This window comes from Alicyclobacillus tolerans (assembly GCF_900142255.1).
In the GTDB taxonomy this organism is placed as follows: domain Bacteria; phylum Bacillota; class Bacilli; order Alicyclobacillales; family Alicyclobacillaceae; genus Alicyclobacillus_I; species Alicyclobacillus_I tolerans.
Map to the genome: position 1 here is coordinate 1 of NZ_FRAF01000034.1, position 24,420 is coordinate 24,420.

The 24,420-nt window shown below is 39.8% G+C and carries 26 protein-coding genes and 1 other annotated feature; of the genes, 1 reads left to right on the forward strand and 25 read right to left on the reverse strand.

Going from position 1 to position 24,420, the window contains the following annotated elements; genetic code table 11:
- Positions 1 to 658: 658 nt before the first annotated feature.
- The 22 genes from BUA75_RS14250 to BUA75_RS14355 all read right to left on the reverse strand — a co-directional run bounded on the left by BUA75_RS14250 (position 659) and on the right by BUA75_RS14355 (position 17,920).
- Positions 659 to 1,129, reverse strand: coding sequence for a hypothetical protein (locus BUA75_RS14250; protein ID WP_072875254.1), 471 nt, complete (start codon positions 1,127 to 1,129; stop codon positions 659 to 661).
- Between the two features lie 21 nt (positions 1,130 to 1,150).
- Positions 1,151 to 1,519, reverse strand: a complete 369-nt coding sequence (locus tag BUA75_RS14255; RefSeq protein WP_072875255.1) for a prepilin-type N-terminal cleavage/methylation domain-containing protein — start codon at positions 1,517 to 1,519, stop codon at positions 1,151 to 1,153.
- A 23-nt stretch (positions 1,520 to 1,542) separates the two neighbouring features.
- The gene (locus BUA75_RS14260) at positions 1,543 to 2,586 is read right to left on the reverse strand and encodes a type II secretion system F family protein (protein WP_072875256.1); all 1,044 of its coding nucleotides are present in this window, start codon (positions 2,584 to 2,586) and stop codon (positions 1,543 to 1,545) included.
- A complete protein-coding gene (locus tag BUA75_RS14265; protein WP_238413728.1) occupies positions 2,571 to 3,572 on the reverse strand; it encodes a GspE/PulE family protein in 1,002 nt (333 codons plus the stop codon). Before BUA75_RS14265 ends, BUA75_RS14260 begins: the two co-directional genes overlap by 16 nt.
- A gap of 70 nt (positions 3,573 to 3,642) precedes the next feature.
- Positions 3,643 to 4,059: an MPN domain-containing protein gene (locus BUA75_RS14270; protein WP_072875258.1), complete on the reverse strand. Its 417-nt coding sequence runs from the start codon at positions 4,057 to 4,059 to the stop codon at positions 3,643 to 3,645.
- Positions 4,043 to 5,332 carry a GTPase ObgE gene (gene obgE / locus BUA75_RS14275; RefSeq protein ID WP_072875259.1) on the reverse strand — a complete coding sequence of 430 codons (1,290 nt, stop codon included), beginning with the start codon at positions 5,330 to 5,332 and terminating at the stop codon, positions 4,043 to 4,045. Before obgE ends, BUA75_RS14270 begins: the two co-directional genes overlap by 17 nt.
- A 13-nt stretch (positions 5,333 to 5,345) precedes the next feature.
- Positions 5,346 to 5,822, reverse strand: coding sequence for a Spo0B domain-containing protein (locus BUA75_RS14280; RefSeq protein ID WP_072875260.1), 477 nt, complete (start codon positions 5,820 to 5,822; stop codon positions 5,346 to 5,348).
- Between the two features lie 88 nt (positions 5,823 to 5,910).
- On the reverse strand, positions 5,911 to 6,213 hold the full coding sequence (rpmA, locus tag BUA75_RS14285; RefSeq protein WP_072875261.1) for a 50S ribosomal protein L27: 303 nt from the start codon (positions 6,211 to 6,213) through the stop codon (positions 5,911 to 5,913).
- A gap of 26 nt (positions 6,214 to 6,239) precedes the next feature.
- Positions 6,240 to 6,557, reverse strand: coding sequence for a ribosomal-processing cysteine protease Prp (locus BUA75_RS14290; RefSeq protein ID WP_072875262.1), 318 nt, complete (start codon positions 6,555 to 6,557; stop codon positions 6,240 to 6,242).
- Positions 6,558 to 6,563: 6 nt separating this feature from the next.
- Complete coding sequence (gene rplU, locus BUA75_RS14295) at positions 6,564 to 6,875, reverse strand: 50S ribosomal protein L21 (RefSeq protein WP_072875263.1); 312 nt, start codon at positions 6,873 to 6,875, stop codon at positions 6,564 to 6,566.
- A gap of 155 nt (positions 6,876 to 7,030) precedes the next feature.
- The gene (locus BUA75_RS14300; RefSeq protein WP_129583678.1) at positions 7,031 to 7,966 is read right to left on the reverse strand and encodes a M50 family metallopeptidase; all 936 of its coding nucleotides are present in this window, start codon (positions 7,964 to 7,966) and stop codon (positions 7,031 to 7,033) included.
- Positions 7,951 to 8,847, reverse strand: a complete 897-nt coding sequence (locus BUA75_RS14305) for a M23 family metallopeptidase (protein WP_072875265.1) — start codon at positions 8,845 to 8,847, stop codon at positions 7,951 to 7,953. Before BUA75_RS14305 ends, BUA75_RS14300 begins: the two co-directional genes overlap by 16 nt.
- A 65-nt stretch (positions 8,848 to 8,912) precedes the next feature.
- Positions 8,913 to 9,710, reverse strand: a complete 798-nt coding sequence (minD, locus tag BUA75_RS14310) for a septum site-determining protein MinD (protein ID WP_072875266.1) — start codon at positions 9,708 to 9,710, stop codon at positions 8,913 to 8,915.
- Positions 9,711 to 9,730: 20 nt separating this feature from the next.
- Positions 9,731 to 10,456 (reverse strand): septum site-determining protein MinC, encoded by a 726-nt coding sequence (locus tag BUA75_RS14315; RefSeq protein ID WP_083574396.1) that lies wholly within the window; start codon positions 10,454 to 10,456, stop codon positions 9,731 to 9,733.
- 104 nt (positions 10,457 to 10,560) lie between these two features.
- Positions 10,561 to 11,076 (reverse strand): rod shape-determining protein MreD, encoded by a 516-nt coding sequence (gene mreD / locus BUA75_RS14320; protein WP_072875268.1) that lies wholly within the window; start codon positions 11,074 to 11,076, stop codon positions 10,561 to 10,563.
- Position 11,077: 1 nt separating this feature from the next.
- Positions 11,078 to 11,941 carry a rod shape-determining protein MreC gene (gene mreC / locus BUA75_RS14325; protein WP_072875269.1) on the reverse strand — a complete coding sequence of 288 codons (864 nt, stop codon included), beginning with the start codon at positions 11,939 to 11,941 and terminating at the stop codon, positions 11,078 to 11,080.
- Between the two features lie 40 nt (positions 11,942 to 11,981).
- On the reverse strand, positions 11,982 to 13,016 hold the full coding sequence (locus BUA75_RS14330; RefSeq protein ID WP_072875270.1) for a rod shape-determining protein: 1,035 nt from the start codon (positions 13,014 to 13,016) through the stop codon (positions 11,982 to 11,984).
- 65 nt (positions 13,017 to 13,081) lie between these two features.
- Positions 13,082 to 13,771, reverse strand: coding sequence for a RadC family protein (gene radC, locus BUA75_RS14335; RefSeq protein WP_370541562.1), 690 nt, complete (start codon positions 13,769 to 13,771; stop codon positions 13,082 to 13,084).
- 144 nt (positions 13,772 to 13,915) lie between these two features.
- Entirely contained in the window at positions 13,916 to 14,956 is a 1,041-nt protein-coding gene (locus tag BUA75_RS14340; RefSeq protein WP_072875271.1) for a hypothetical protein, read from the reverse strand.
- 170 nt (positions 14,957 to 15,126) lie between these two features.
- Positions 15,127 to 16,101: a resuscitation-promoting factor gene (locus BUA75_RS14345; RefSeq protein ID WP_072875272.1), complete on the reverse strand. Its 975-nt coding sequence runs from the start codon at positions 16,099 to 16,101 to the stop codon at positions 15,127 to 15,129.
- Positions 16,102 to 16,266: 165 nt separating this feature from the next.
- On the reverse strand, positions 16,267 to 17,316 hold the full coding sequence (locus BUA75_RS14350; RefSeq protein WP_072875273.1) for a type IV pilus twitching motility protein PilT: 1,050 nt from the start codon (positions 17,314 to 17,316) through the stop codon (positions 16,267 to 16,269).
- A gap of 16 nt (positions 17,317 to 17,332) precedes the next feature.
- Positions 17,333 to 17,920 carry a prepilin peptidase gene (locus tag BUA75_RS14355; RefSeq protein ID WP_207549776.1) on the reverse strand — a complete coding sequence of 196 codons (588 nt, stop codon included), beginning with the start codon at positions 17,918 to 17,920 and terminating at the stop codon, positions 17,333 to 17,335.
- Positions 17,921 to 18,176: 256 nt separating this feature from the next.
- Here BUA75_RS14355 and BUA75_RS14360 point away from each other — a divergent pair, with 256 nt between their 5' ends.
- Positions 18,177 to 18,356 (forward strand): hypothetical protein, encoded by a 180-nt coding sequence (locus BUA75_RS14360; protein WP_072875275.1) that lies wholly within the window; start codon positions 18,177 to 18,179, stop codon positions 18,354 to 18,356.
- A gap of 136 nt (positions 18,357 to 18,492) precedes the next feature.
- Here the strand turns inward: BUA75_RS14360 and murC are convergent, their stop codons facing one another.
- From murC to BUA75_RS14375, 3 genes are read right to left on the reverse strand one after another with little or no spacing between them, the layout of a single operon-like run.
- Positions 18,493 to 19,896 (reverse strand): UDP-N-acetylmuramate--L-alanine ligase, encoded by a 1,404-nt coding sequence (gene murC, locus BUA75_RS14365; RefSeq protein WP_072875279.1) that lies wholly within the window; start codon positions 19,894 to 19,896, stop codon positions 18,493 to 18,495.
- Between the two features lie 44 nt (positions 19,897 to 19,940).
- Entirely contained in the window at positions 19,941 to 21,230 is a 1,290-nt protein-coding gene (locus BUA75_RS14370; protein ID WP_072875276.1) for a bifunctional folylpolyglutamate synthase/dihydrofolate synthase, read from the reverse strand.
- Positions 21,231 to 21,245: 15 nt separating this feature from the next.
- Positions 21,246 to 23,933, reverse strand: a complete 2,688-nt coding sequence (locus BUA75_RS14375; protein WP_072875277.1) for a valine--tRNA ligase — start codon at positions 23,931 to 23,933, stop codon at positions 21,246 to 21,248.
- Positions 23,934 to 24,008: 75 nt separating this feature from the next.
- Positions 24,009 to 24,217, reverse strand: a binding site (T-box leader).
- Between the last annotated feature and the right edge of the window lie 203 nt (positions 24,218 to 24,420).

The window sequence follows — 24,420 nt, forward strand, 5'->3', positions numbered from 1 at the left end:
CGATAGCTCGACGACTCATTCCTCCTTCATGGTACAGACGTAAGATTTCCTTGAGCTTTGGCATGGGCAACCTCCATTCAGCCAAGACAGTGCCTCCTTTCGCGGATACAACAAAATCCGACAAAAGGGGTAAGTTCCCTGCTTGACTTGGTAGCCCACACAGACGATTTGGAGGAGCGAAGTGGGAAGGCCTTGAACGAGGATATTATCTGTCCAAGACTTTTCGGAATTGGTGTCCAAGAGTTATTGGAATAGAGGGCCGAGAGTTTTCGGAATTAACGTCCAAGACTTAACGGAATCCCTGTCCAAGAGATTCCGGAATATGCACAAACCCTACTGACTCTAATTGCATAAAATTTTGAATTTGTTTAAGTCGGGAAATCAAAAGTTTCACATGAAACCCCATCACAAATATGACATGCTTCAAAAACCCATTTTACAGTTGAACTGGTATTTATAGATTGACAAGAGTTATAGCTCTTTACAGTTGATAGAGTCATTGATTTTTCGAATTTAGAAATAAGTTGAATGGAGGAGGTCATCAACTGAATTTGGTCGTGATCTGTTCGCTCAGCTTGTAATGTATAATTTAAACTGAACAAAGATATGAAAGCACTGCATGAAGTTAATATCCAAATTAAAATCGATTCTAGAAAAGTCATAATGCGCCATCTGGATTAACAGCTAATCCGCTTCCCATATAAAGATTTACATTTCCCGTTGAGTTTCCTGCCTTCAACCGAATTACACCCGCTATGGTAGAACTTCCATCTGCCTTATATATAATTCGATTTGAATAAAGCGAGAGAATTCCATCTCGATAGCTTACTCCTGGATCTAATGGAGTCCAACCTTGTATAGGTCCATTTTGATATATCCAATATTCAGCTGAAAATGGAGCAAAAGTAAAAATTACTGGTTTTTTATTTTCCGTGGCAAGTAGTTGTGACTCGGATAAAATATCTGACAGCTTAAAAAGATTATTTTCTAACAAAACGTGGTTAAAAGTATTGAGCATCTTTGGTATGGCTAAGAATGAGAATAGTGAAACTATACAAAGCCAAACCATGATTTCAAGCAATGTAAAACCATGAAAAATAAGGCGTTTTTGAATGTTTACGTCATACATCAATACTATCAATCTCCTTTGTCAGGAATTCGATAGAGAATCTGTTGAAGTTACTGTGACAGAGTTTCCATTGCCGTCATTAATAATAAACTGACCTCCACAAGGATCGACAGGCACGCTATTGAGCAATCCAGCACTTACAAGGGTTTGTAATTGTTGTTGAGTATTTCCTGTAGGAAATGAATAATTCATCAATTGATACTCAGACAGTGCAGATTGAATTACCTGTTCATCTTGAAGTAGTGCAGTATATTCTGCTTTTTTCCCGGCTTCTAATAATTGAGGAGCTGCGACAGCAATCATAACAGCCATAATAAATACTGAAACCATTAACTCAAGCAACGTAAAACCACGAAATTCCCAAAATACGACGCTTTTTAGATTTTTCATTTTCTAAATCACCAACCCCTGTTTTAATGAATAGGAAAATGCATACTCATTTGATTTATCAATTTATACATAGGCATAAATGTAGAATAGACAACTAATCCTAAATTGCATCCCATCCAAAGAGTCATTGCGGGTTCAATAGAGTGAAGAATTTTATCTAAAATCTTTTTTCTTTTCAAATTACTTTGATTTTTGTAATTTAATAACGAAAAGACCAGGTCACCTGTTTTCTCTCCCAATTTAATACTGTATTGAAGAAAAGGATCAAAATAATTATGGTTACTAAATATTTCTCCAATTGAATTGCCAAGCAGAATATGCTTAAGCATATATTTACAACGATTTCTACACCAAAAAGGTATATTAGACATAAATGATAATTTTTCAAGAGAATCGACAAAGGGTACTCCAGCTGAAATTAATTCGGTGATACTCTCTACTAAAAATATATTTTGATTTAAAATCAGCCAGAAACGACATGGAATTGGAATCGACATTTGCAACCAATCCAACTGTAGATATCGATTTATCAAAAAACAGATGAAAGACAATAGAAATCCAATTACAGCAGCAAACAAACAGATACTTGGAAAATCCAGGACAATGTACTCCCACCGAATGATTGAATGACGTGTATATTGCATATAAAGTGATAAAAAAGAAGGTAAAATGAATTTTTTTACGATGATTGAAAAAACAACAACCATTAACCATAAAAACAGTGGATAAATTAACTTTTTAATAATTTCATTTTTTAACTCGCGATTTTCTTGCATCCGTTCAGAAATTGACTTTAATACAGAAGATAAATTTCCTGTATTTTCAGCGATTTCGATAACTGAAAGTTGAAGAGAAGGAATTTTATCTCTCAAAAAATCAGACAATTTATTTCCCTTATAAAGGCTGGCTACGTACGGAGAGTTATTTGTTGCAGAAAATAGTTCTATTAATTCAGTCACTGAAATTCCTGAGTCAAGCAATTGCGCCCAATCTTTTAATTGATGATCATTCAGTCGTTTGCCTTGTTTCTTTTTAAATCTAAAGAATGTTTCTATGGGTTGTTCCATTGTCGACGCAACTCCGTCCACATTTCATTATCTAAAATCAATGATCTTTGCATAGCATTGATCTCAGAAAGTTGAAAAATTGCTTTTCGCTCTCTCTCAATACCGCTATACTGACAAATAGTACAACCACTGCCTTTGCATTCTCGGCATTCTATAGAAACTAATTTTTGAATTAAAATAGCAATTAATAATTCAGAAATAAACGATTTAGAGATGCCCAACTCATGTAATCGTGCAATTGCGCCTATTTCATCCCGCGCATGAGTAGTCGATAAAACCATTCTCCCACTTAAAGCAGCTCTGATAGCCATATTCGCAGTCAATGGATCCCTAATTTCACCTATCATTAAAACATCAGGATCTTGCCTTAATAATGAAGTGATTCCCATTTCAAAAGTCATTCCTGATCTTTCTCTGACTTCGATTTGCTTCAAGTCATTCATTCGGTATTCGACAGGATGTTCAAGACTGACAACACTTCTACCTAATTGTGATAAATAATGCGTCATTGTATAGAGGGAAGTGGTTTTCCCAGAATTGGTGGGTCCCACTATTAAAATAAGCCCATCTTCCTTATTTAGTATTTTTTTCAATGATTCCGAGATCTTTGGAGACATGCCAAGATTCTCAAAGGAAGAAGGGTGATAACTGGATTGAAATAACCTTAATACTATAGATTCTCCAGATACTGTTGGTATACTGGATACTCTGACAGAACATTTTCTAATACCATCATCCCACTCAAAAACTCCATCTTGAGGAATTCTAAGATCCGTCAAATCCATTTTGGCTAAAGCTTTAATTCTGCGTACCATTAAAGAACCTTCCTGTAACCAGCTTTGAAATGGATGGATTGTTCCCCTCATCCGAAATGAAACTTTAAGTACTTCATTTTCTAAATACAGATGAACATCACTGACATTCCATAGTAAAGCGGTGTCGAGTATGGATTGTACAGCTATAACAGATTGGACGTCCTGCCTCATTTTCTTCACCTGACCAGTCTCATTCAATCCTAACGCTGGTATAATTCGTCCATTTCATTTAATTTCCTTTTTACAATTTATTATTAAATATAAATTCTTGAGAACTATAGAATTTCACAAAATATTCCGTAGATCGTGAGTGGGAAATAGAAACGAGGACATGAAAAGATGCCCACTCATGCAGAAGATGATCTGCAGTGGACATTTGTGCAGGAGCCTTGTCACCAATGTGTGAATGTACTGTTGCCATAATCTCATATTTTTCTTTATGAAAAAAATAAAGTAAAGGTACAAATTTTTCAACATCCCAATAGAAATGATCGGAACTTGAAAATACAGGAATAGGAAAAAAACATACTTCGCCATTCAAATCCCGAACAAGAAAACCAGCCGATTCCCTCGGGAAATTCGAGCACAAGTAATATAATACATTTGAAGAAATATATTTCCACCAATTAGGCTCAGCAACATTATTCCACAAAATCAAATTCCATATCTCCAATTTGGACTGTGTCACCATCTTGTGCACCTTTTTGGCGTAAAGCTTCATCTACACCCTGTAGTTTCATTATTCTTTGAAAGCGAAAAACAGCATCTTGTTGTGAAAAATTTGTCATTTTTATCATTTTTTCCAGTTGAGAGCTTATGACAATATATCGGTTACCTTCTTTACGAATTTCAAATTTTTTGTTCTCTTCAAAACGATAGATTTTTTTCTCTTCAGAAGGTTGATTCTCTTGAAGTTTCTCTTCTTCTTTACGTTGATTAAGAATCACTTGAAGATTTTCATAAGTCATATTTAGCAGCTTGTCTAATCCCTCACCAGTTAATGTAGAAACCGTCAAAACCTGAAGTTCAGGATAACGATGAAGGAATTTTTGAAGATGTTCCTGAGCATCTGGTACATCCATTTTGTTAGCAACCACAATTTGTGGTTTGTCTTCAAGGTGCTTATGATAATATTTTAATTCATGTTGAATAATCTCATAGTCAGAGATCGGATCTCTTCCTTCCATTGCAGCCATATCGATCACATGAATCAGAAGAAGAGTACGTTCAATATGGCGTAAAAAATCCAAACCTAATCCATGTCCTTCATGCGCCCCTTCGATTAGACCAGGTAAATCGGCCATAACAAAGCTTCTTCCCTCATCTAAACGAACGACACCCAATTCTGGGGTTAACGTAGTAAATGGATATGCCGCAACTTTAGGACGAGCTGCAGAGACTTTACTTAACAATGTACTTTTCCCCACACTCGGAAAACCTATCAATCCTACATCTGCAAGTACTTTCAATTCTAATTCAATCCATCTTTCTTGTCCCGGCTCTCCTTTTTCGGCCATATCAGGTGCTTTATTACTCTCGGAAGCAAATCGTGTATTGCCTCTACCCCCTCTGCCTCCCTTAGCAACAACTAGTTTTTGGCCATGATGAACAAGATCGCCAAGAAATTCGTTGGTATCTAAATCTCTGATAACTGTTCCCGGTGGAACTTTAACTATAAAATCATCTGCTGAAGCTCCATGTTGATTTTTCGGCTTACCTCGCTCACCTGATTTAGCTTTAAAATGTTTTTGATATTTAAAATCAATCAATGTCCTTAATCCTTCATCAACTATAAATACAACATCTCCACCACGTCCCCCATCTCCACCTGCTGGCCCCCCTAAAGGTACGTATTTCTCTCTTCTATAACTGACGATACCATCACCACCGTCTCCACCTTTTACATAAATTTTAGCTTGATCAATAAACATCAGTTACACCCTTTCATTCAAATTGAACATGAAACAACGGTTGCATCAATTTCGATAATTTAATTTCCATTTCTTTTATCCACTCTAAATATTCGTATTGTAACTTCATAGGTAATATAAAGAATAGTTGAAGTGTATCCAGGCTCTTTTTTGTTTTTATCGTAAGAGGTTTATGCAAATATTGATTTGCAAAATTATTTAATTCTATAAGCGTGCAGATCAAGGTATCCAATCCAAAAAGATGAGTCACTTCATTAATTTGTGAAATAAATTCACATTGAAGGTAGGAACATTCTGCAAAAACTTCTATAACAGGATCGGGAATTTGAGAATTTTGTAACTCTGATAAAGAACGCAACCAAATCGACAATTGATCGATATGCTCCAAAGCAGATTCTAAACGGTTCATTTGCATATAAGCGCGAATCAATTGAAGTTTATTGAGCACTTCATGGCGATGACCACGAAACCAAGATAGTTTATCCTGCAAAGCGGGCTCCTCCAAAAAAAGCCTGGCCTTTAAAGGCCAAGCTCGATTCCTCATCTGATACTGTCTACTCTACCTATTGAATTATAGGTTAGTTTTGAGCCGACACTGTTTCTAAAACAGGATATACACTTACTTTCTTTTTCCCTCGACCAAATGGCTCAAACTTAACTTTGCCCTCTAATTTTGCAAATAAGGTATCATCTTTACCAATACCAACATTCGTGCCAGGATGAATTTTAGTACCACGTTGACGAACTAAAATACTCCCAGCCGTCACCAATTGACCGTCTGCCCGTTTAACACCCAGACGCTTCGATTCACTATCTCGACCGTTACGGGTACTTGAAACACCTTTTTTATGAGCAAATCTTTGCAAATTCATTAACAACATCACGAAAACACTCCCATCCTACAATACTAGGATTCAATTGAATAGATTTGAACATATTCTGGATATTGCTGACAAATTTGTTCAATACCCAAGACAAACGAAGATATAAGAAGACAAACTTCTTTACTCACATTTTGAGGAATAGAAACTGACATCTTCTGTCCAGTATCTGTTACATGTAATGCTGTTCCTGCTAAGACTTCACAAGAGTTAATGCAATTATAGGCTAAAACAGAAACTGCAGCACATACAATATCCTTGCCATTTACATCAAACCCTGCATGTCCATGGATTTCAAAACTCACTACTTGTTGATTGGAAGTACGAACGAAAACTTTAATCACAAAGACTCAACCCTGGATGGTTTCAATTTTCAATTTCGTGAAGGGCTGACGATGACCTTGTTTTTTGTGATAGTTCTTTTTAGCTTTATATTTAAAAACAATGATTTTTTTATCTTTACCGTGAGATTCCACAACAGCTTTAACAACTGCGCCTTCCACATAAGGTGTGCCAATTTTAAGCTGTCCATTGTTTTGAATTAAAAACACCTTATCCAAAAGTACCGTTTGGCCAACTTCAACTGGTAATTTTTCAACCGTTATAGTTTGCCCTTCCTCAACTTTAAACTGTTTTCCTCCAGATTCCACGATTGCGTACATAAAGCACCTCTGTTTTCAGAACTCGCTGCTAAGGTTGCCTAAATGCATTTTAACCTTTCACAAGCGGCATGTGCGTATAGCAAGCACTCTTTATAGAATAACAAAAATCAAAAAACAATGCAATTGCACATACTGTATGGTATTTGTACACTCATCTAACGAACTAATTCTTTTAATAATTCTTCCATTGATTTCATCCAATCTCCGCGAAATACTGCAGTAGCGATTTCACTTTCATCTATCATACCCATGATTTCTCCAGTATCTCCAAGAACGTAAAATAACATATAACGATCGGGGCTACAGCGCAGTGCTGCATCTCTAACACTTGCGGATGCAGATACTGCTAATGAGGTAATAGAATTAGTAACTGGATAATTTTGATGTTTATTTCTTAAAAATTGCATAGTTTCTAGGCGCACTTTTTTTCGCCCTGTAAGTGCCCCGACAAACAGAAAAATTGCCAGCATAAACGCTCCCAGATGAGGTTTACCAACTACAAAAGTAATCACGGAGAAACAGAACAGGAGAACCGACAAGATAATCGCCATTTGATATGCCTCCCTTGTCGCATGTTCATATCCTATTTCTCTCGCCCGGATTGCTCGGATAATTCTCCCTCCATCAAGCGGTAAAGCAGGTAACATATTGAACATGAATATCCAAAAATTGATTAAAAAAAACGAATTCCAATAACTAGAGAATAGCGGAGATCGGGTGAATATATATCCGATTGGAATGAGCAGAATATTTACAGCGGGGCCTGCAATAGCAATTGAAGATTCGCGCCTGGGATGAAATCCAATAGATTGATCTTTTAGCTCTGCCATTCCACCAAAGGGTAGCAAAGTAATTTTATCAATCTCATATCCATACTTTTTAGCCACAATGACATGACCAAACTCATGCAATAAAACAATCCCAAAAAGCATCAATGCTTGTATAACAAATCCACTTGGAATGGCCAACAAAATCATAATGGCAAAAAGTGGGTGAATATGAATGATATTTTTTTTTCGCATGATACAGTTCAATCTTGTCAGCATAGAAAGACCTCGATAATTTGTTCTATTCATTAAAATTTTATCCATTGATGCGGATTTTCAAATTGTCCGTTTTTGAACATTGAAAACCTTAATACAGGTTGACTACTATTTGCAGGCATATGACCTATAATTTGTCCTGCATAGACATACTGATGAATTTTTACAGTCACATTTGCTAAACCCGCATAAAGAGAATACCCAAAGCTTCCGTTATTAATTTCCACCAATTCATCCTTACCATCTTTAGAAATTGCAACCACATTACCCGAACCCGCTGCATCAACTACAGCTCCCGGTACCGTCTGTATCCAAATTTCAGGATGAGCATTCGAATAGTCAGCAACAAGGACGCCAGAAACGGGGTCATGCAATTTTTCTGCAGCTTGTACACCAAAGCTTGGCAATTGAATGCGTAATTGTTGAGCCAATTTATCCAAAAACGGCATAACTTTACTTGTTTCATCATTACTCATTGCCCATTGATAACCTAGATGTAAACGATTGGAGGTGGTATTGTGCATTTGTAAGGAATAGATACCTGCTAAAACAAGCGCAAGCGATCCTAATATTTTCCAAATAAATAGAGGATGATTTAAGCCTCGAGCATCTTTCTTCTTCAAAGAAAGATTTGAACTCACAGATTTGGGGATAAAACGATTTTGTTTTCCAAAACCTCGACTTACTTTTCTCCATGTAGGAGAATCCATTTGTTGCAAACCACCGTGATCGTCCGCAAATCCATAAGGAGACAATGACTCGTCCACCCAACGTTTCGGTAACTGGCTTGGCGAACTCGATTCGACATTAGAATTTTCATGAGGTGAAATGGCAAATGGATTTTCTTCATAGAAATCTTCAGTTTTGTTTTTTTTCGATATCAAACGATTCAGACGATCTTTGAAAAATGAGTTACTGGATTTTAACATCATGCAGCATCTCCTTTTGTTTTCAAGACAAAAGTATGATGCTAGAGGTAAATCTATGTATAACTTTATGATTTACTACCAAATACTTTTTTAAATTTACCCCATAACCCACGTTGCTCTTCCAAAACCATCAGTGGTACGGAATCACCAAGCATGCGCCGAGCAATATTGCGATAGGCCATAGATGCTTTGGAATCCGGTTTTATAACGGTTGGTTCACCTTTATTGGCATTGCTGATAATGGCTTCATCATCCGGAACAATTCCCAGCAAATCAATAGCTAGTACTTGAACGATTTCATCAATATCAAGCATTTCTCCACGTTTAACCATTTGCGGACGAATACGGTTGACAACTAATTTTGGCGTCAAGACTCCTTCATTTTCTAGCAGACCAATAACTCTATCAGCATCGCGTACTGCCGGGGTTTCGGGAGTCGTGACAACAATAGCCCGATCAGCTCCAGATACGGCTACCCTAAATCCTAATTCAATACCTGCAGGACAATCTATAATGACAAAATCAAAGTCTTCCTTTAGTTTCATGACTAAACTTTTCATCATATCGACGGTTAAAGCAGACTTGTCTTTCGTTTGAGCAGCGGGTAACAGGGACAGATGGTCAAAACGTTTATCACGAATGAGAGCCTGATCTAACCGACAGTCTCCCGTAGCAACGTCCACAATGTCGTAAACAATTCGATTTTCTAAACCTAGTACAACATCTAAATTTCGCAAACCTATGTCTGCATCTATCAACACAACACTTTTGCCAAGCAACGCCAACGCCGAACCAATATTGGCGGTAGTTGTGGTCTTTCCAACGCCACCTTTTCCGGAAGTTACAACGATTGAAGTACCCAAAAAATTCAAACCTCCTGAAATTACTGAGAGTGTTCTTTCTCTAACCGAACTTTCATCGTCCAATTATGCAAAGTATCGAGTTTATCAATAGCGATTCCCTCTTCACTGAGATAAGCAAATTCCATAGTCGTTTTTAAAGCTCTTTTCGGGCTCTCTGGGGCGCTGCTCATCATGTCCGCAATACGAATTTGCATAGGAGAAAATTCTGCAGCTGCAATAATAGTTGACCAATCGCCCAAGATTCCTGCATGAGCAATTCCTCTCAAACGTCCCAAACAGTATATATCACCCGTAGCCTGCACTTCACCGCCAGGATTCACATCCCCAATAATAACTACATCACCATCAAAAACCATTTTTTGTCCTGCACGTATCGTTCCTTTCCAAAGTGTCTGACGAACATTCGTTTTCTGATTTTCAAAAAGAGAGCGTTTGGCTAAAGTGGATGGTCCCCATTCTTTTATGAATAAATTGTCTTTCTCCATTAACAAATGTAATATTTTAATTAATTCATAATCATGTTCAGAAGATAATTGCCTATTGCCATAATCAATAGAGATGGCTACACCCGGCCCAGAAAAAAACGATTTTTTTTCACCATTAAGTAAACTATCCAAATCTTCGAGCAAACGACTAAGTTCAGCTTGATCGTCTAAAAGCAACAATAAACCTTCCTTAGTTCCTTTAAGTGTTACTGTAGCCCGTTCGCCGTTTGAAAGTCTTTCGCTTTCCAGCAGCAAATACACTCCCCCATTTATACAATAGCCCGGCGAAAAGAATTCGCTATTAAAAAATTAACTCCTGCTCCAAATGGAATATTGCCAAAATAAAATCATAGAAATAGAACTTATCATTCTCCATCAGGAACTTTGCCATAGTGATTGTCAGCAGAAATCGCCAAAAATTTTATTGCTAAAGGATAAAGCAAAAGAACCAATATACCATTTATTAACATTTGTTCAAGAGATTGGTAGACTACAGCAATCCAACTATAAGCTGTTACACCGAACATGCGTGTAAACCCAAAAGTTAACCAAACATCAATAAAGCTGCAACATAGGGTGACCAAAAAAGTTATGGTTATATTCTTGTGCATAAATTGTGCAAATGCAGCAGCAGCAAAATAAGCTATGACTGCGAGAGCAAAAGCATTAAGGCCAATAAATGAACCAAATACTACATCTTGAATCAAACCTAAAAGCAACCCTAAAAACAGTGCGGGTTTTGTTCCCCTCATAAGCGCTACAAGAACAAGCCCGACAAGAACAAAGTCGGGCTGAATCGCGTTGTAAGGCGGGATTTGAAAAACAGTGGACTGAAGTATCAATCCTATCCATAACGCGATAAAAGTTACAAAAATTTTCATTTTAATGTTTCCCCAATCGTTTTTGTTTTGTAACAACAAAAACGTGCTGTAGATAATTTAAATTAGCCGCAGGAATAATCGTTGCACTTTGGGCTGAACCTTGAGGTCCTGTCTGTACGCTTGAAATCGTACCTATCAATATGCCTTTAGGATATATATCACTGAGTCCAGACGTTACCACTTTCTCTCCAACTGACACCTGAATCAATGGAGCCCAAAAGCTCATCTGTAATTGACCAGCAATTCGAGTCGAACCAACTACGATCCCAAAAGGTTGTTGACCAGAAGAAGTTTGTACAAATGCAGAAACTCCATCCCCCAATTGTGTATCTGTAATGAGAACTACCTTGGCACTATTACTCGAAACGACAGATACACGACCTACCAAGCTACCATCTGGAGATACTACGGACATATCAGGTTTTACCCCTTGATTAAGACCAGCATCTATCAACAACTCAGAATTCCATGTTGAAGGATCTCGACCCGTTACATCAGCAGGAACAAGTGACATAGACTGATTTACCGTCTGTTTATAACCTAACATTTTCTCTAATTGTTGAATTTGAGCTTTAGAATCCACCAGTTGTGATTGAATGCTTTCATAATTTTGTAGCTCGCTCTTCAACTGTGCGTTCTGCTGATATAGTTGTTGTAAATTACTTAACCCAGAAAAAAAGGAAGTCACCTGACTTACAGGTTGATAAATTAACCCGGATACAGCACTCTCCGTATTCATAATAATTTGTTCAGGAAAATTGGCTATTCTTCCCGTTCCACCCAGAGTAATACCAGCCAGAACAATTAGCAAAATGATGCTCACCAATAAAACGAATAATCTTCTGCTGGAAAATAACCGGGACACCCGAATCCCACATCCTATCTATTGCGCCTTAAACTTGGAATTATGCCCTACCCTGAGCCTTTCGCATCATTGCGCTTCTTCTCCGATAAACATCATAATTGTCAAGCGCTTTTCCTGTTCCAACAGCAACGCAATCTAATGGGTTTTCTGCAACGACAACCGGCATTCCCGTCTCATCTGAAAGTCGTTTATCCAAATGGCGTAAGAGCGCCCCTCCACCAGTAAGAACGATTCCGCGATCCATAATATCCGCCGCTAATTCAGGAGGTGATTTTTCCAAAGTAACTTTAACCGCCTCAATAATTGAAGAAACGGTATCCGAAAGTGCTTCGCCAATTTCTTTTGCATTAACAGTAAAATTCTTTGGCAAACCTGTGAGCAAATCACGACCGCGAATATCCATTTGACCTTCTTCCAGTCCGGGTATAGCCGTGCCAATTTGAATCTTTAGCTCTTCAGCAGTACGCTCGCCAATCATTAAATTATAAGACTTTTTAATATACTGTATGATAGCCTCATCCAATTCATCGCCAGCAACGCGTATAGAACGGCTTGTTACTATTCCGCCCAGTGATATAATGGCAACCTCGGTTGTTCCACCGCCTATATCCACAACCATCGAACCGGTCGGTTCACCCACAGGCAATCCCGCCCCAATAGCTGCTGCCATGGGTTCTTCAATCGTTTGCGCATCTTTTGCTCCCGCCTCCAGAGCTGCGTCTTCTACTGCACGCTTTTCAACAGCTGTAATCCCAGATGGCACACTAATCATTACACGCGGCTTTCCTGACCAATTGGACTTTGTCTTCATGGCCTGTCTAATAAAATGACGCAACATGGTTGATGTAGTCTGAAAATCAGCAATGACACCATCTTTTAATGGCCGAACAGCGACTATATTTCCCGGCGTTCTGCCTATCATCTGCTTGGCTTCAGTACCTACAGCTTCAATCGCACCAGTATCCGTTCTCATAGCAACAACAGAAGGTTCTCTTAGTACAATTCCTTTACCTTTTACATAAACCAACGTATTGGCTGTACCCAAATCAACGCCCATATCTCGCACTGAAAACATCGGTCAACAAACCCCTCTCAACAATTCCCAGCCCATCATACCCAAATCACATACATTTTAATAAATCATATTAGATGCTTTGCTTTCAAGCTGCAAAATCGACCATCGCCAATAATAATGTGATCGAGCAATTCAATACCTAATATTCTGCCGACCTCATCCAAGCGCTGTGTAACGCATATATCTTCCTTACTTGGTGTAGGATCTCCACTTGGGTGATTATGCATGCATAAAATTGCTGAAGCACTTCTCCTTACAGCAGGCATAAAAATTTCTCGAGGATGAACAATGGAGGCATCCAGACTTCCAATAGACGAAACTTCCTTAGCCATGAGTCTGTGCTTCGTATCTAAATAAAGTGTAACAAAATGTTCTCGCTTTAGGTATCGCAATTCCTCCATAACTAAATTGGCAGCATCTTCCGCACTGCGAATAATAGGGTACACTTCAGAAGGTGGAGCAATGACTCTTCGCCCTAATTCTACAGCAGCACAAATTTGCAAAGCTTTATTCCTTCCAACTCCATGAAGCTTCGTCAATTCTTCAAGTCTAACATCAATAAGACCTTGAATACCACCCACGGCTTCTAAAATTTGTTTAGCCAAGTCGAACACAGAACAATCACGATGACCAACCTGTAGAATAATGGCTAACAATTCATCTGATCTTAATGATTCTGGACCATGTAGGATAAGTCTTTCACGTGGTTGATCTTTACTTGGGAAATTCATTTTTTTGGGACCTTCCACCCTGATTCCTCGCCTTCTGATCAACTGGTAAACACAGAGTAGAGAAATCATACTAGGTCCACAATAAAGAAAGGTAACATGATTCTTCATTATTTTAATTGATATATGCAACTTTATGAACTTTATTTAAAACTATCTTTCTATGCAATTTTATTTGTAGGAGTTAATAGGGATCCAGATTTGAAATGCTTTCATTAAGTCTTTTTGAGCTGCTATACGTTCATTCTCCAAACTATCTCGATATGCCAATTCTAGATATTGATTAACTTTTATGATTTGTATGGGCAAACCTGTAGTTTGAATTTGATAATTATTTAAACGTTCGGTAAGCCAATGATTATACGTTGTATCGACAATGTTCATATTTTCTCCATCCTCTACATGCGCCAACAAGGAAAGAATTAGACTATTCTCCATATTTATATCTTTTTCTGCTTGTTTATTTAAAGATAAACTGGATTGTGGAAGTATGGGAATTGTACGAATAGGTACAGTTAATAATTCAATTTTAACCGGAATATCAGATTTTTCTAATTTTTGTTCTTCGGACAACAGTGGTGTTGGCTCCAAAGCCATGTCCAATATATGATATTGTCTGCTGCCATCTGTAAAGTGTATTTCTGTGGATAAACCGATGCCCTTCACTTGTTTTTGATGTTGACCAGTGTATTCCATTGCCCATACTGTAAAACCAGGAAATTGCAATAATGAATGATGACCTGTTTGTAAAACTGGCACTTCTTGTGATGCAGCAGGTTCTGTCTCAACGCGATTTATAGAATGATACTGGATGATATGACTCCAGATGAGAATCATACATCCAAAAATGAGACCTGTAATCATTCCAAGCTGAAATTTTTCTTTTGAGGATAAAAAAAAATGAATTTGACGATTTAATAATTGCTTTAGCCAATCTCCGAATTTACTATTTTTATGAGAATGAAACGTTTGATGAAAAGATTTATGATGCATATACTCTACTGGATTAGCTGCGCGGAATATATGAATTGGTTTTAAGACAGGTGGCTGGTTTGCATTGACTTGGTCGATTTTTTTGTCTTTCTTATCCGATTCGATTTCATTTTCTTCAATTGGAAGCCCATTTTGTTGAGCTACAACCCATTCTTCTCCGCCCACTCGAACTAAAGTGCCGTATGCGTAATTCAATTTTTGATAGGAAGGCTTCTCCATAGATGTCCATCCCCTTTTTTTACCTATCCAAATTGACTGGTATCTATTTTGAAAGATAGGACATTCTATGAAAAACCATCTAAAAATAGAATGAAAAAGTAGCCTTGAAAGGCTACTTTTTCATCTGGTTCAGTTTTACGTGACTCCGCTCACCCAATCTCAAAAAATCTTTAGTTAAGAATATAGGCAGTTACTGTCCGCGCCCCCCACGCGTCCGCCAAGGCGGCATTGGCCATACAAATGTCTATATGATAGCCAACAATAGCACTACCTGTATCCTCTGCATGCACAACCCCAATTCCCGGGATATAAAGTGTCGTGCCATAGGGTATGACATTCGGATCGACCGCAATCACACCCGGTCTAGCGAGCCACCCAGTTGAGGTGACCCCTCCTTCTACATATGCCGTGGCTAAAACGGTAATTTCACCACTAAACATGCCAGGAGAATAACTTCTGCTCGACACTTCATAGGTTTGAGGAGAAGTTCCAACCAAAACAATTTTTGATTGGGGTTGACGAATCCATTTACGTTCAACATGTTCACTGACCAGCTTATTATTTACAAAATTACGGATTGTCTTCACTTGAAGCAACCCTTTCACACCGTACGACAGCACCTGCGTTTGCCCAACAAATAATTTTTGTGTTCGCCGTTGTATGGTCTGAAATGGTATCTCTTGTAATTTTGTATATATTTTCTGCTGGTCTTTTTGTATAACAATTTCACTGTGGTTGACGATGGGTTGTGACAAAGGTAGAGATACTTTATCACCAGGCTGAAGATGGATATGATCCATTTCCAAAACTTCGTCAACATTTTGCCCAAAAGTCCATACAGTTTGCCAATGCCCTTGATTATCAATTTTCACCATAGCCGGAGTTTCAATTTGAATAACCATGCCTGGTTGTACAGGGGTACTCAATCCAGGCTGAACCCAATCATGATGATTCAATTGATAACCATGTTCTCTTAAAAAAGAAGCAACTGATTCTTGATGTTCTGTTTGAAACACAATGCGTTGCCCATTGTCATCCACTGTAACTTTTCCCGGAACTTTTGCGCTCGCCACTGTGCCAAGCGAAACCAACATTGCTGTAGCGCCGAGGAATGAGTACAGTACTTTAGACTTTGGAATACGCACTCCACCACCTCTTCTCATGGATATACCGAGAAAAGGGTGATATTCAGAGCCACATTGGGTGTTAGTATACCTATATCAGGGACAAAGTGCAAACCAGATAAAGGTTACTATCTCTTAGTAAGCAATCCCTCAACTCGGTTGTACAAACAGCTTGATTGCTATTCATCATAACGGACGGTCTTTAAAAAGTTTGCCGAAAGTTGTCATAGCAACCCTATCAGCCTCGAAAAAAATTTGTTGCTTTTCTAGTAATTCACGAATATGCATTTCCATGGTTTGCATTCCTTCTTCACGAGAAGTTTGCATAATCGACCGTATTTGATGAACTTTTTCTTGTCGAATCAAGTTGGCAACAGCCGTATTACCGATGAGAATTTCATAGGCAGCGACACGTTGCTTGTCTGGTCCACGAAATAGTTTTTGCGCAATCACTGCTTGCAGAATATTAGCTAATTGAACTCTTATTTGTTGTTGCTGTATAGCGGGAAACACGTCAATGATTCTTTCAACAGCACTCGTCGCATCTGGAGTATGCAAAGTAGTGAAAACCAAATGGCCAGTCTCTGCTGCAGTGATAGCTGTAGCCATAGTTTCGATATCACGCATTTCACCCAGCAACAAAATGTCTGGATCTTGGCGCAAAGCTGACCTTAGTCCATCCGCGTAACTGTTCGTGTCTCTTCCTATTTCTCGCTGTTCAATGAGACATCCCATATGTGAATAGAGAAATTCGATAGGATCTTCCAAAGTGATAATTTTTTTCTTCTGGGTTTGGTTAATATGCTGGATCATTGCAGCGAGTGTCGTCGATTTACCCGATCCTGTAGGACCCGTAACAATAACAAGACCATGACTAAGTTGGCAAAGATGTAAAAAAATTTTAGGCATATTCATCTCGGACAAGCTCGGTATTTGACTAGGTACAATACGGATGGCAAGTGAAAGTTGTTCTCGTTGTATATAGGCATTTATACGATATCGAAACTTATCATGAAGGCTATAAAGCATGTCGATATTTTTTTCCTTTTGCAACTTAGCTAACTGCTCTTCTGTCATAATCAACTTAGCAAAAGAACGGATGTCGTCCGACTCTAACTCACGTTCAATGGCAACCAGCATGCCTTGAATGCGTAATATCGGCGGAGAACCTACACTTAAATGAATATCGGATGCGTTGTGCAGGACAGCCTTCTCCAATAACTCAAGGATATTCAAATAACACACCTCTATTTCAAAGAATTGAAATATACCAATGAGTGATTTGTTGTCCCAAGAGCATCCAAAAAGCTGTCGCTGCAGTGATAAAAGGAACAAAAGGTATAGCTGTTTTGGCATTCAATTTTTTTATAAACAACAAAGGAATACAGATAATGCAACCAAAGAAGGAGGCAAGAGATAATATCCATAAACAACCTGTTATCCCACATACCGTCCCTATATTGAGAAATATCAACGCATCGCCAAATCCCATTTTTCTTCGGCTCAATAAAATTAAAATAAGAATCAGAAAAAAAACAAAAAAGGCAGAGATGATTTCCAGCAAAAACGAAATATGAAGTAAAAAAATCATCAAAACAAAAAATACTAGAAACGCAAGTATAGAAAGTGGAGCAGAAATAGAATAATTGATTCTATCACCGCTTGCCAAAACGAATAAAAATGCAATTAAGATGAAATAAATCAAAAATTTGATGATATGAACTTTTGTGGTGGAAATTTCTATCCATAAAGCTTCAACCAGAGTAGCATATGCCAATATCCACATAGGATAATAGAATGAACTTTTCAATTGATGAATGACATGTTTAGAGCTATCCACAAGAGATGCAGCAGAATGTTGAACCAGTTTTTCTCCAACTGCTATACAAAACAAACCTATCAAAGATCCCAGTATAAAAATAACAAAAGATTTAAAATACAGAAAAAATACGAGTTTACAATGCAGCCAAACCACCCCCGAAAAAACATATCTCAACACATTTTCGTCAAATTCGACTTTTCCACCTGTTTTCAAAACGATGGATTGGACAAACTATGGTAGAATAGAGTCAGAGCATTAAAAAGGGGATGAAAGAATGCCGTTTTTTTATTATCTGGTCTGGGGATTAATCGCTATACTGGCCATTGGCGTTCTATCTATATTTTTGGCTTTCTTTATTAAAATAGCTATCTTGCTGGCTTTGATTGCATTTGCATATTACTGGTTTTCCAAAGCAGTTTATTATCGTAAACAGAGAAAAAATTGGCGACATTAAATAATGAAATACATTTATGCGAAATAATTTAAGAAACAATAAAAAGAGAGCCGTTTGATGAAAGCGACTCTCTTTGCTTATGCACTAAAGCTTGTTCTAACAAAGTCTAAATGGACAGACTGTTTCTGTATAAAAACTAAACCAATGCTCTTGCTTCACTTGGATTGCTTTTTAGTGCTTCGCTCAGTCGATGGGCAACTTGCCATATATCACCTGCCCCCATGGTTAAAACTAAGTCTCCGGGTTGCACCGTACTTAACAAATACTGGAGTACTTCATTTTTTGTTTTTAAAAAACGGACAGATGGATTACTTGTGACTCGAATCTGTTCTACCAAGCGTTCAGCCGTGACACCTTCTATTCTCCTCTCACCGGCCGGAGAATAAATATCTGCTATGACCACTTCATCCGCACCACTAAACGCTTGCGAAAATGCATCAAAGAGGAAATACGTTCTTGTATATCTTTGCGGTTGAAAAACGGCTACAATTCGACGCTTGGTTGCTTGAGCCGCTGCAATGGTAGCACGTATTTCTGTTGGATGGTGAGCATAGTCGTCAATAATAAGAATATTTTGTACATCCCCAATAACTTGAAATCGACGTTTGGCACCATGAAACTCAGAGAGGGCTTGCGCCATTTTTTCAAACGTTAAACCAGCTTCCAACCCAACCGCTAGGCAAGCCATGGCATTCATAATATTATGAATACCAGGCAATTGTAACCTCAGTGTACCCAGCACTTCTCCATTTAATCTGATTTCTGAAATACTACCGCGATCGATCAGATGAATCGAATGAGCAGTAATATTTGCTTGTGAATCTGGATTAGCTGAAAAAGTAACCACTCGGCAGGGCGCGCTTGCCGCGAACTTCTGCATATGCGGGTCTTCCGCCGAAGTAACCAGTGAACCATTTGGCTGGATTTGCGACACAAACTGTTGATACGCATTCAAGAGATTTGAAAAATCCCCGCCATAGTGTTCCAGATGATCTGGCTCTACGTTAGTAACGACTGCAATATGGGGATGGTAATGAAGAAAAGAGCCATCACTTTCATCAGCCTCTGCTACCACATAGTTTCCACAGCCAGCACGTGCGTTTTCTCCCAGGTTGCTTACAACCCCACCAATGACAAATGTAGGTTCACACTCGCACCGTTCCATCATATAAGCAATCATAGAGGAAGTTGTTGTTTTCCCATGTGCTCCAGTGACTGCGATCCCCATCCGGTCTTCCATCAGCCGCGCGAGCATTTCCGACCGATGCAAGACCGGAATATCCCGCCTTTTGGCTTCCATTAGTTCCACATTATCTGGTGCAATCATGGTATTGTAAACTACGACGTCTGCACCCGCCACCTGCTCTGCACGATGGCCATAAAAAACTGTGGCTCCCCGCTCCTCTAAGCGTACAGCCAATTCCTGTCTGGAAACATCTGAACCGGACACTTCAAATCCCATATCCATTAATACTCGCGCAATCGCACTCATTCCATAGCCGCCAATGCCCACAAAATGCACGTGCTTGAACGATTTCACGCGCATCACCATCCCATCTGCAGAAATTGCCCAACACTATCCAGTTAGTTAAAAATAGCATGCCTCGCTTCATGAACCGTATACAAGGAGCCGCAAACCAACGCGAACTCGCCTAGGTTGACAGCTCGCTGCATCGCTGCAGGAATTGATATAGCTACTTCGACAGATTTCGACGGATACCTTTCACGAATCTTATCAGCTAGATGTTCTTTTGCAAAAGCTCGGCTGGTTTGCGGTGCAGTCACTATCACGTTTGCAGCATCCGGCACCAAAATATCAATCATTCGATCAATTTCTTTATCCGAAAGAATTCCTAAGACCAATGTCCATTCAACATTCTCTCTACCACACCTCGCTAACCAAGCAAGCATGGTTTTCAAGCTGGCCGCTGCTCCTTCTGGATTATGTGCTCCATCTAAAATAAAAGTTCGATTCTGCCATTGGAGCACCTCAAAGCGCATTGGCCACAAGACACGGCTCATAGCTTCACGCAGTGCATGCGCATCAGGCAGCAACCCGATGGACTCCAGCATAGCCAGCGCTACTGCTGCATTTTCAACTTGATGGGCGCCGTGTAACGGCAAAAAAATGCCCCCTATATCGCAATGCAATCCCCTGTAAAATAGCCGCTGTCCCAGCAGTTCCATCTTTTCCAATATGGCAGCCACATCACGTCCTACACGAATTAATGGGGCTGTTTGTTGCTGCGCAATCGCTTCTATCACACGGTACGCAACATCCTGCGCAGCGGTGACTATCGGGACGTTCGATTTTATAATGCCAGCTTTATCATAGGCAATATGCCGCAGAGTGGGACCCAGTATTTCCACATGATCCATGCCTACATTTGTTATACAGGTAACCAGCGGATTCACTACATTTGTGGAGTCATAACGTCCACCGAGACCTGTTTCCCATACGACATGTGAAACTTGCTGCTCTGCAAAATAAAGTAAAGCCATGCCCGTAAGAACCTCAAACTCTGTTAACGGATCGTCCCCATCTACCCGTTCACAAGCCGTGCGGACACGCTGAGCCAATCGAAAAAAATTCTTTTCGTCTACAGGCTGCTTTTGTAGCGTAAACCTTCCCCGATAACCATCAAAAGAAGGCGAAGTAAATGTACCCACAAGATGGGTAGGATTGGCCATGAGCAACGAAGTCAGCATTGCTGCAACTGAACCTTTTCCGTTTGTTCCAGCGATATGCAAAAACTGCAGTCCTTGCTCAGGATGATGCAATTCTTCTAGCAGTTTTTGCATTCGCTCCAAACCAGGCCGAACGCCAAAGCGTTGCCTGCCTTTAAGCCACGCTTCTATACTTTCTTCTGCCAAGAATCGTTCTCCTTTCTACTGCTCCATTGCAGCCACTGCACGCAATCGCTCTTCCACTGCTGACAATCGAGCCTCATAATCCTCTCTTTTGATTTTCTCAGCTTCTACAACTTCTTGAGGTGCACGAGCAAGAAAATTAGGATTGCTAAATTTTTTGTCGATCCGCTCTATTTCCTGTTGCCAACGACGCTTCTCTTGTTCAAGTCGATTTTTTTCCGCCGCCAAATCAATCAATCCAGCCAGAGGAATAAATATTTCTGCACCCGATACTGCCAGTGCAATAGCCTGCGAAGGCGGCTCTATATCCATTTTGTTTTCTAATTGTGACGCATGACAAAGCTTTTGGATATAGTATTGGCCCTGCTGAAAGCGTTCCATTGCTTCAACCGAAAGCGGCCGGATAAGAAGGGAAATCTCCCTGCTCGGCGGAATATTGCGTTCACTGCGAATATTTCGCACGCTGCGAATCGCTTCTTGAATGGAACCCATCAATGTATCGCAAGTATCATCGATCCACGCCTGCTGTATTTGCGGCCAATCGGACGCAACAAGCAACTGACCGTTTCTTTGTGGCAAGTAAGACCAAATTTCCTCTGTAATAAATGGAATAAAAGGATGAAGCATTTGTAACAGTTGTTGCAGGACTTCGTACAGAACTGTCTGTACTCGTTCCTTATCGACAATGGACTCTCCATAAAGCGAGATTTTAGCCATTTCTATATACCAATCACAAAAATCATCCCAAGCAAAATCGTAGAGTACTCGTGCTGCTTCGCCAAACTCAAACTCTTCCAGTAATCTCTGAGCACTTTTATTCGCTTTGGCCAGACGATGCAAAATCCATCGATCGGCAATATCCAGTTTATCCCATTCAATGGTTCTTGCTTGAAAACTATCGGATAAATTCATGCGCACGAATCGAGCAGCATTCCATAACTTATTCATAAAATTGCGGCTGCCTTCAATTTTCTCCATACTAAAACGCTGATCGTTGCCCGGTGACGTGCCAGTAGCTAGACAAAAGCGCAACGTATCTGCTCCATACTGCTCTATAATTTCTATCGGATCGACACCATTGCCAAGACTTTTCGACATCTTTCGACCTTCAGAGTCGCGAATCAGACCGTGAAGAACAACGGTTTGAAACGGCATCTGGCCGGTGAATTCTAATCCCATAAATACCATCCGTGCTACCCAGAAAAAGATAATGTCATAGGCGGTCACCAAAACACTAGTCGGATAATATTTCTGATAATCCGGCGTATCTGTATCTGGCCAGCCTAAAGTAGAAAAAGGCCAGAGTGCTGAAGAAAACCACGTATCCAATACATCTTCATCCTGATGGATATGGGTACTCTTGCAATGCCCGCAACATGTAGCATCTTCCAGTTGAACTGTCGTACCGCCACAGTCGTCACAATACCAAGCAGGAATTCTATGCCCCCACCAAAGTTGCCGGGAGATACACCAATCTTTAACATTTTCCAACCAATGCACAAAAACTTTTTCAAATCGAGCCGGGACAAATTGTAATTCTCCACGATGGACAAACTGCAACGCTGGATCGGCTAAGTTTTGCATACGCACAAACCACTGCAAAGAAAGAAGCGGATCGACCACTGTAGAACAACGACTGCAGTGACCCACAGCATGCACAATATCAGTCACGTGAAGCAGATAGCCCTGCTTGCGCAGTACATCCACAACATCTTGGCGTGCTTCTAATGCATTACGTCCAGCAAACTCCATAGCCAGTTCATTCAATTTTCCATCCGATCCGATACATTGCAACTGGGGCAATTGATGACGGAGTCCCACTTCAAAATCGTTTGGATCATGCGCTGGTGTAATTTTCACACAGCCTGTACCATACTCTCGATCGACAATCGGATCGGCTAAAATAGGAATCTCACGACCACTCAAAGGCAGAATAACCGTTTTGCCAATCAAGGAACTATACCGTTCATCATTTGGATGGACAGCAACAGCTACATCCGCAAAAAATGTTTCAGGACGTGTTGTAGCAATCACCACTTCACCTGAACCGTCTTTCAAGGGGTAGCGGATATGATAAAGTTTTCCCGGTAATTCAATATGCTCTACTTCAATGTCAGAAAGTGCTGTGCCGCATCTGGAGCACCAGTTGATGATGCGGTTACCGCGGTATATTAAACCTTTCTGATAAAGTTCCACAAAAACGGTGCGCACCGCTTGAGACAGACCTTCATCCATCGTGAAGCGTTCTCGACTCCAGTCTACCGAATCCCCAAGACGGCGAATTTGTTCAGTAATGGCCGATCCGTACTTGTCTTTCCATTCCCAAACTTTTTCTACAAACGCCGTTCTGCCAATATCGTGACGAGACTGCCCATTCTCTTGCATCAACATTTTTTCCACACGTGTCTGCGTAGCAATGCCCGCATGGTCAGTTCCAGGCAACCAAAGCACATCTTTACCTCGCATACGATGATAGCGAGCCAGAATATCTTGCAATGTATGGTTCCAGGCATGACCTAGATGGAGCACTCCTGTGACATTGGGAGGTGGAATCACCATGGAAAACGCAGGATAAGGTGAGCTACTATCCGCTTGGAAAGTTCCTGACTTTTCCCACTCAGCGTAAATTTCACGCTCCACTTCCTGTGGTTGAAAATGCTTGTTCATTTCTTGTGGGAACTTTTCTGTGGATGATGAATTTTGCATAAGAAACCCTCCGTTCATGTTATAGGATGACTCATTTCTTTCGTCGCTGCTCTGGACACAAAAAAGCCTTTCGTCCTTCAGGACGAAAGGCTTTTTCCGCGTTACCACCTGAATTTCCCAAGAAAGAAAAACGCAATCTTAGGACACTCGACATTGATAACGGGTATGACCCGGCTATAGCAGCTCAGAGACGACGTTCAAAACGGCTACCGAAGAACCTTCCAGCTAATGGTTCTCTCTCTGAACGGTTACACGTTTTTACTCCTTCTCATCAACGCTTTTTATCCGAAATTGAATTTGGTTGCTCTATCATACGAGAACAAACAAGACTTTGTCAAACCTTCGCGATCACTCAGCTAAAATCTTACCGAAAGGGTATCGGCTCACTCAAACAGAAATCTTACCGAAGGGATCGATGTGCGGATGTCCATGCAGAGTCGGCAAGAGTACCTGAGTACGATGCGCGTGCGTTACCTTAAGGCACGCA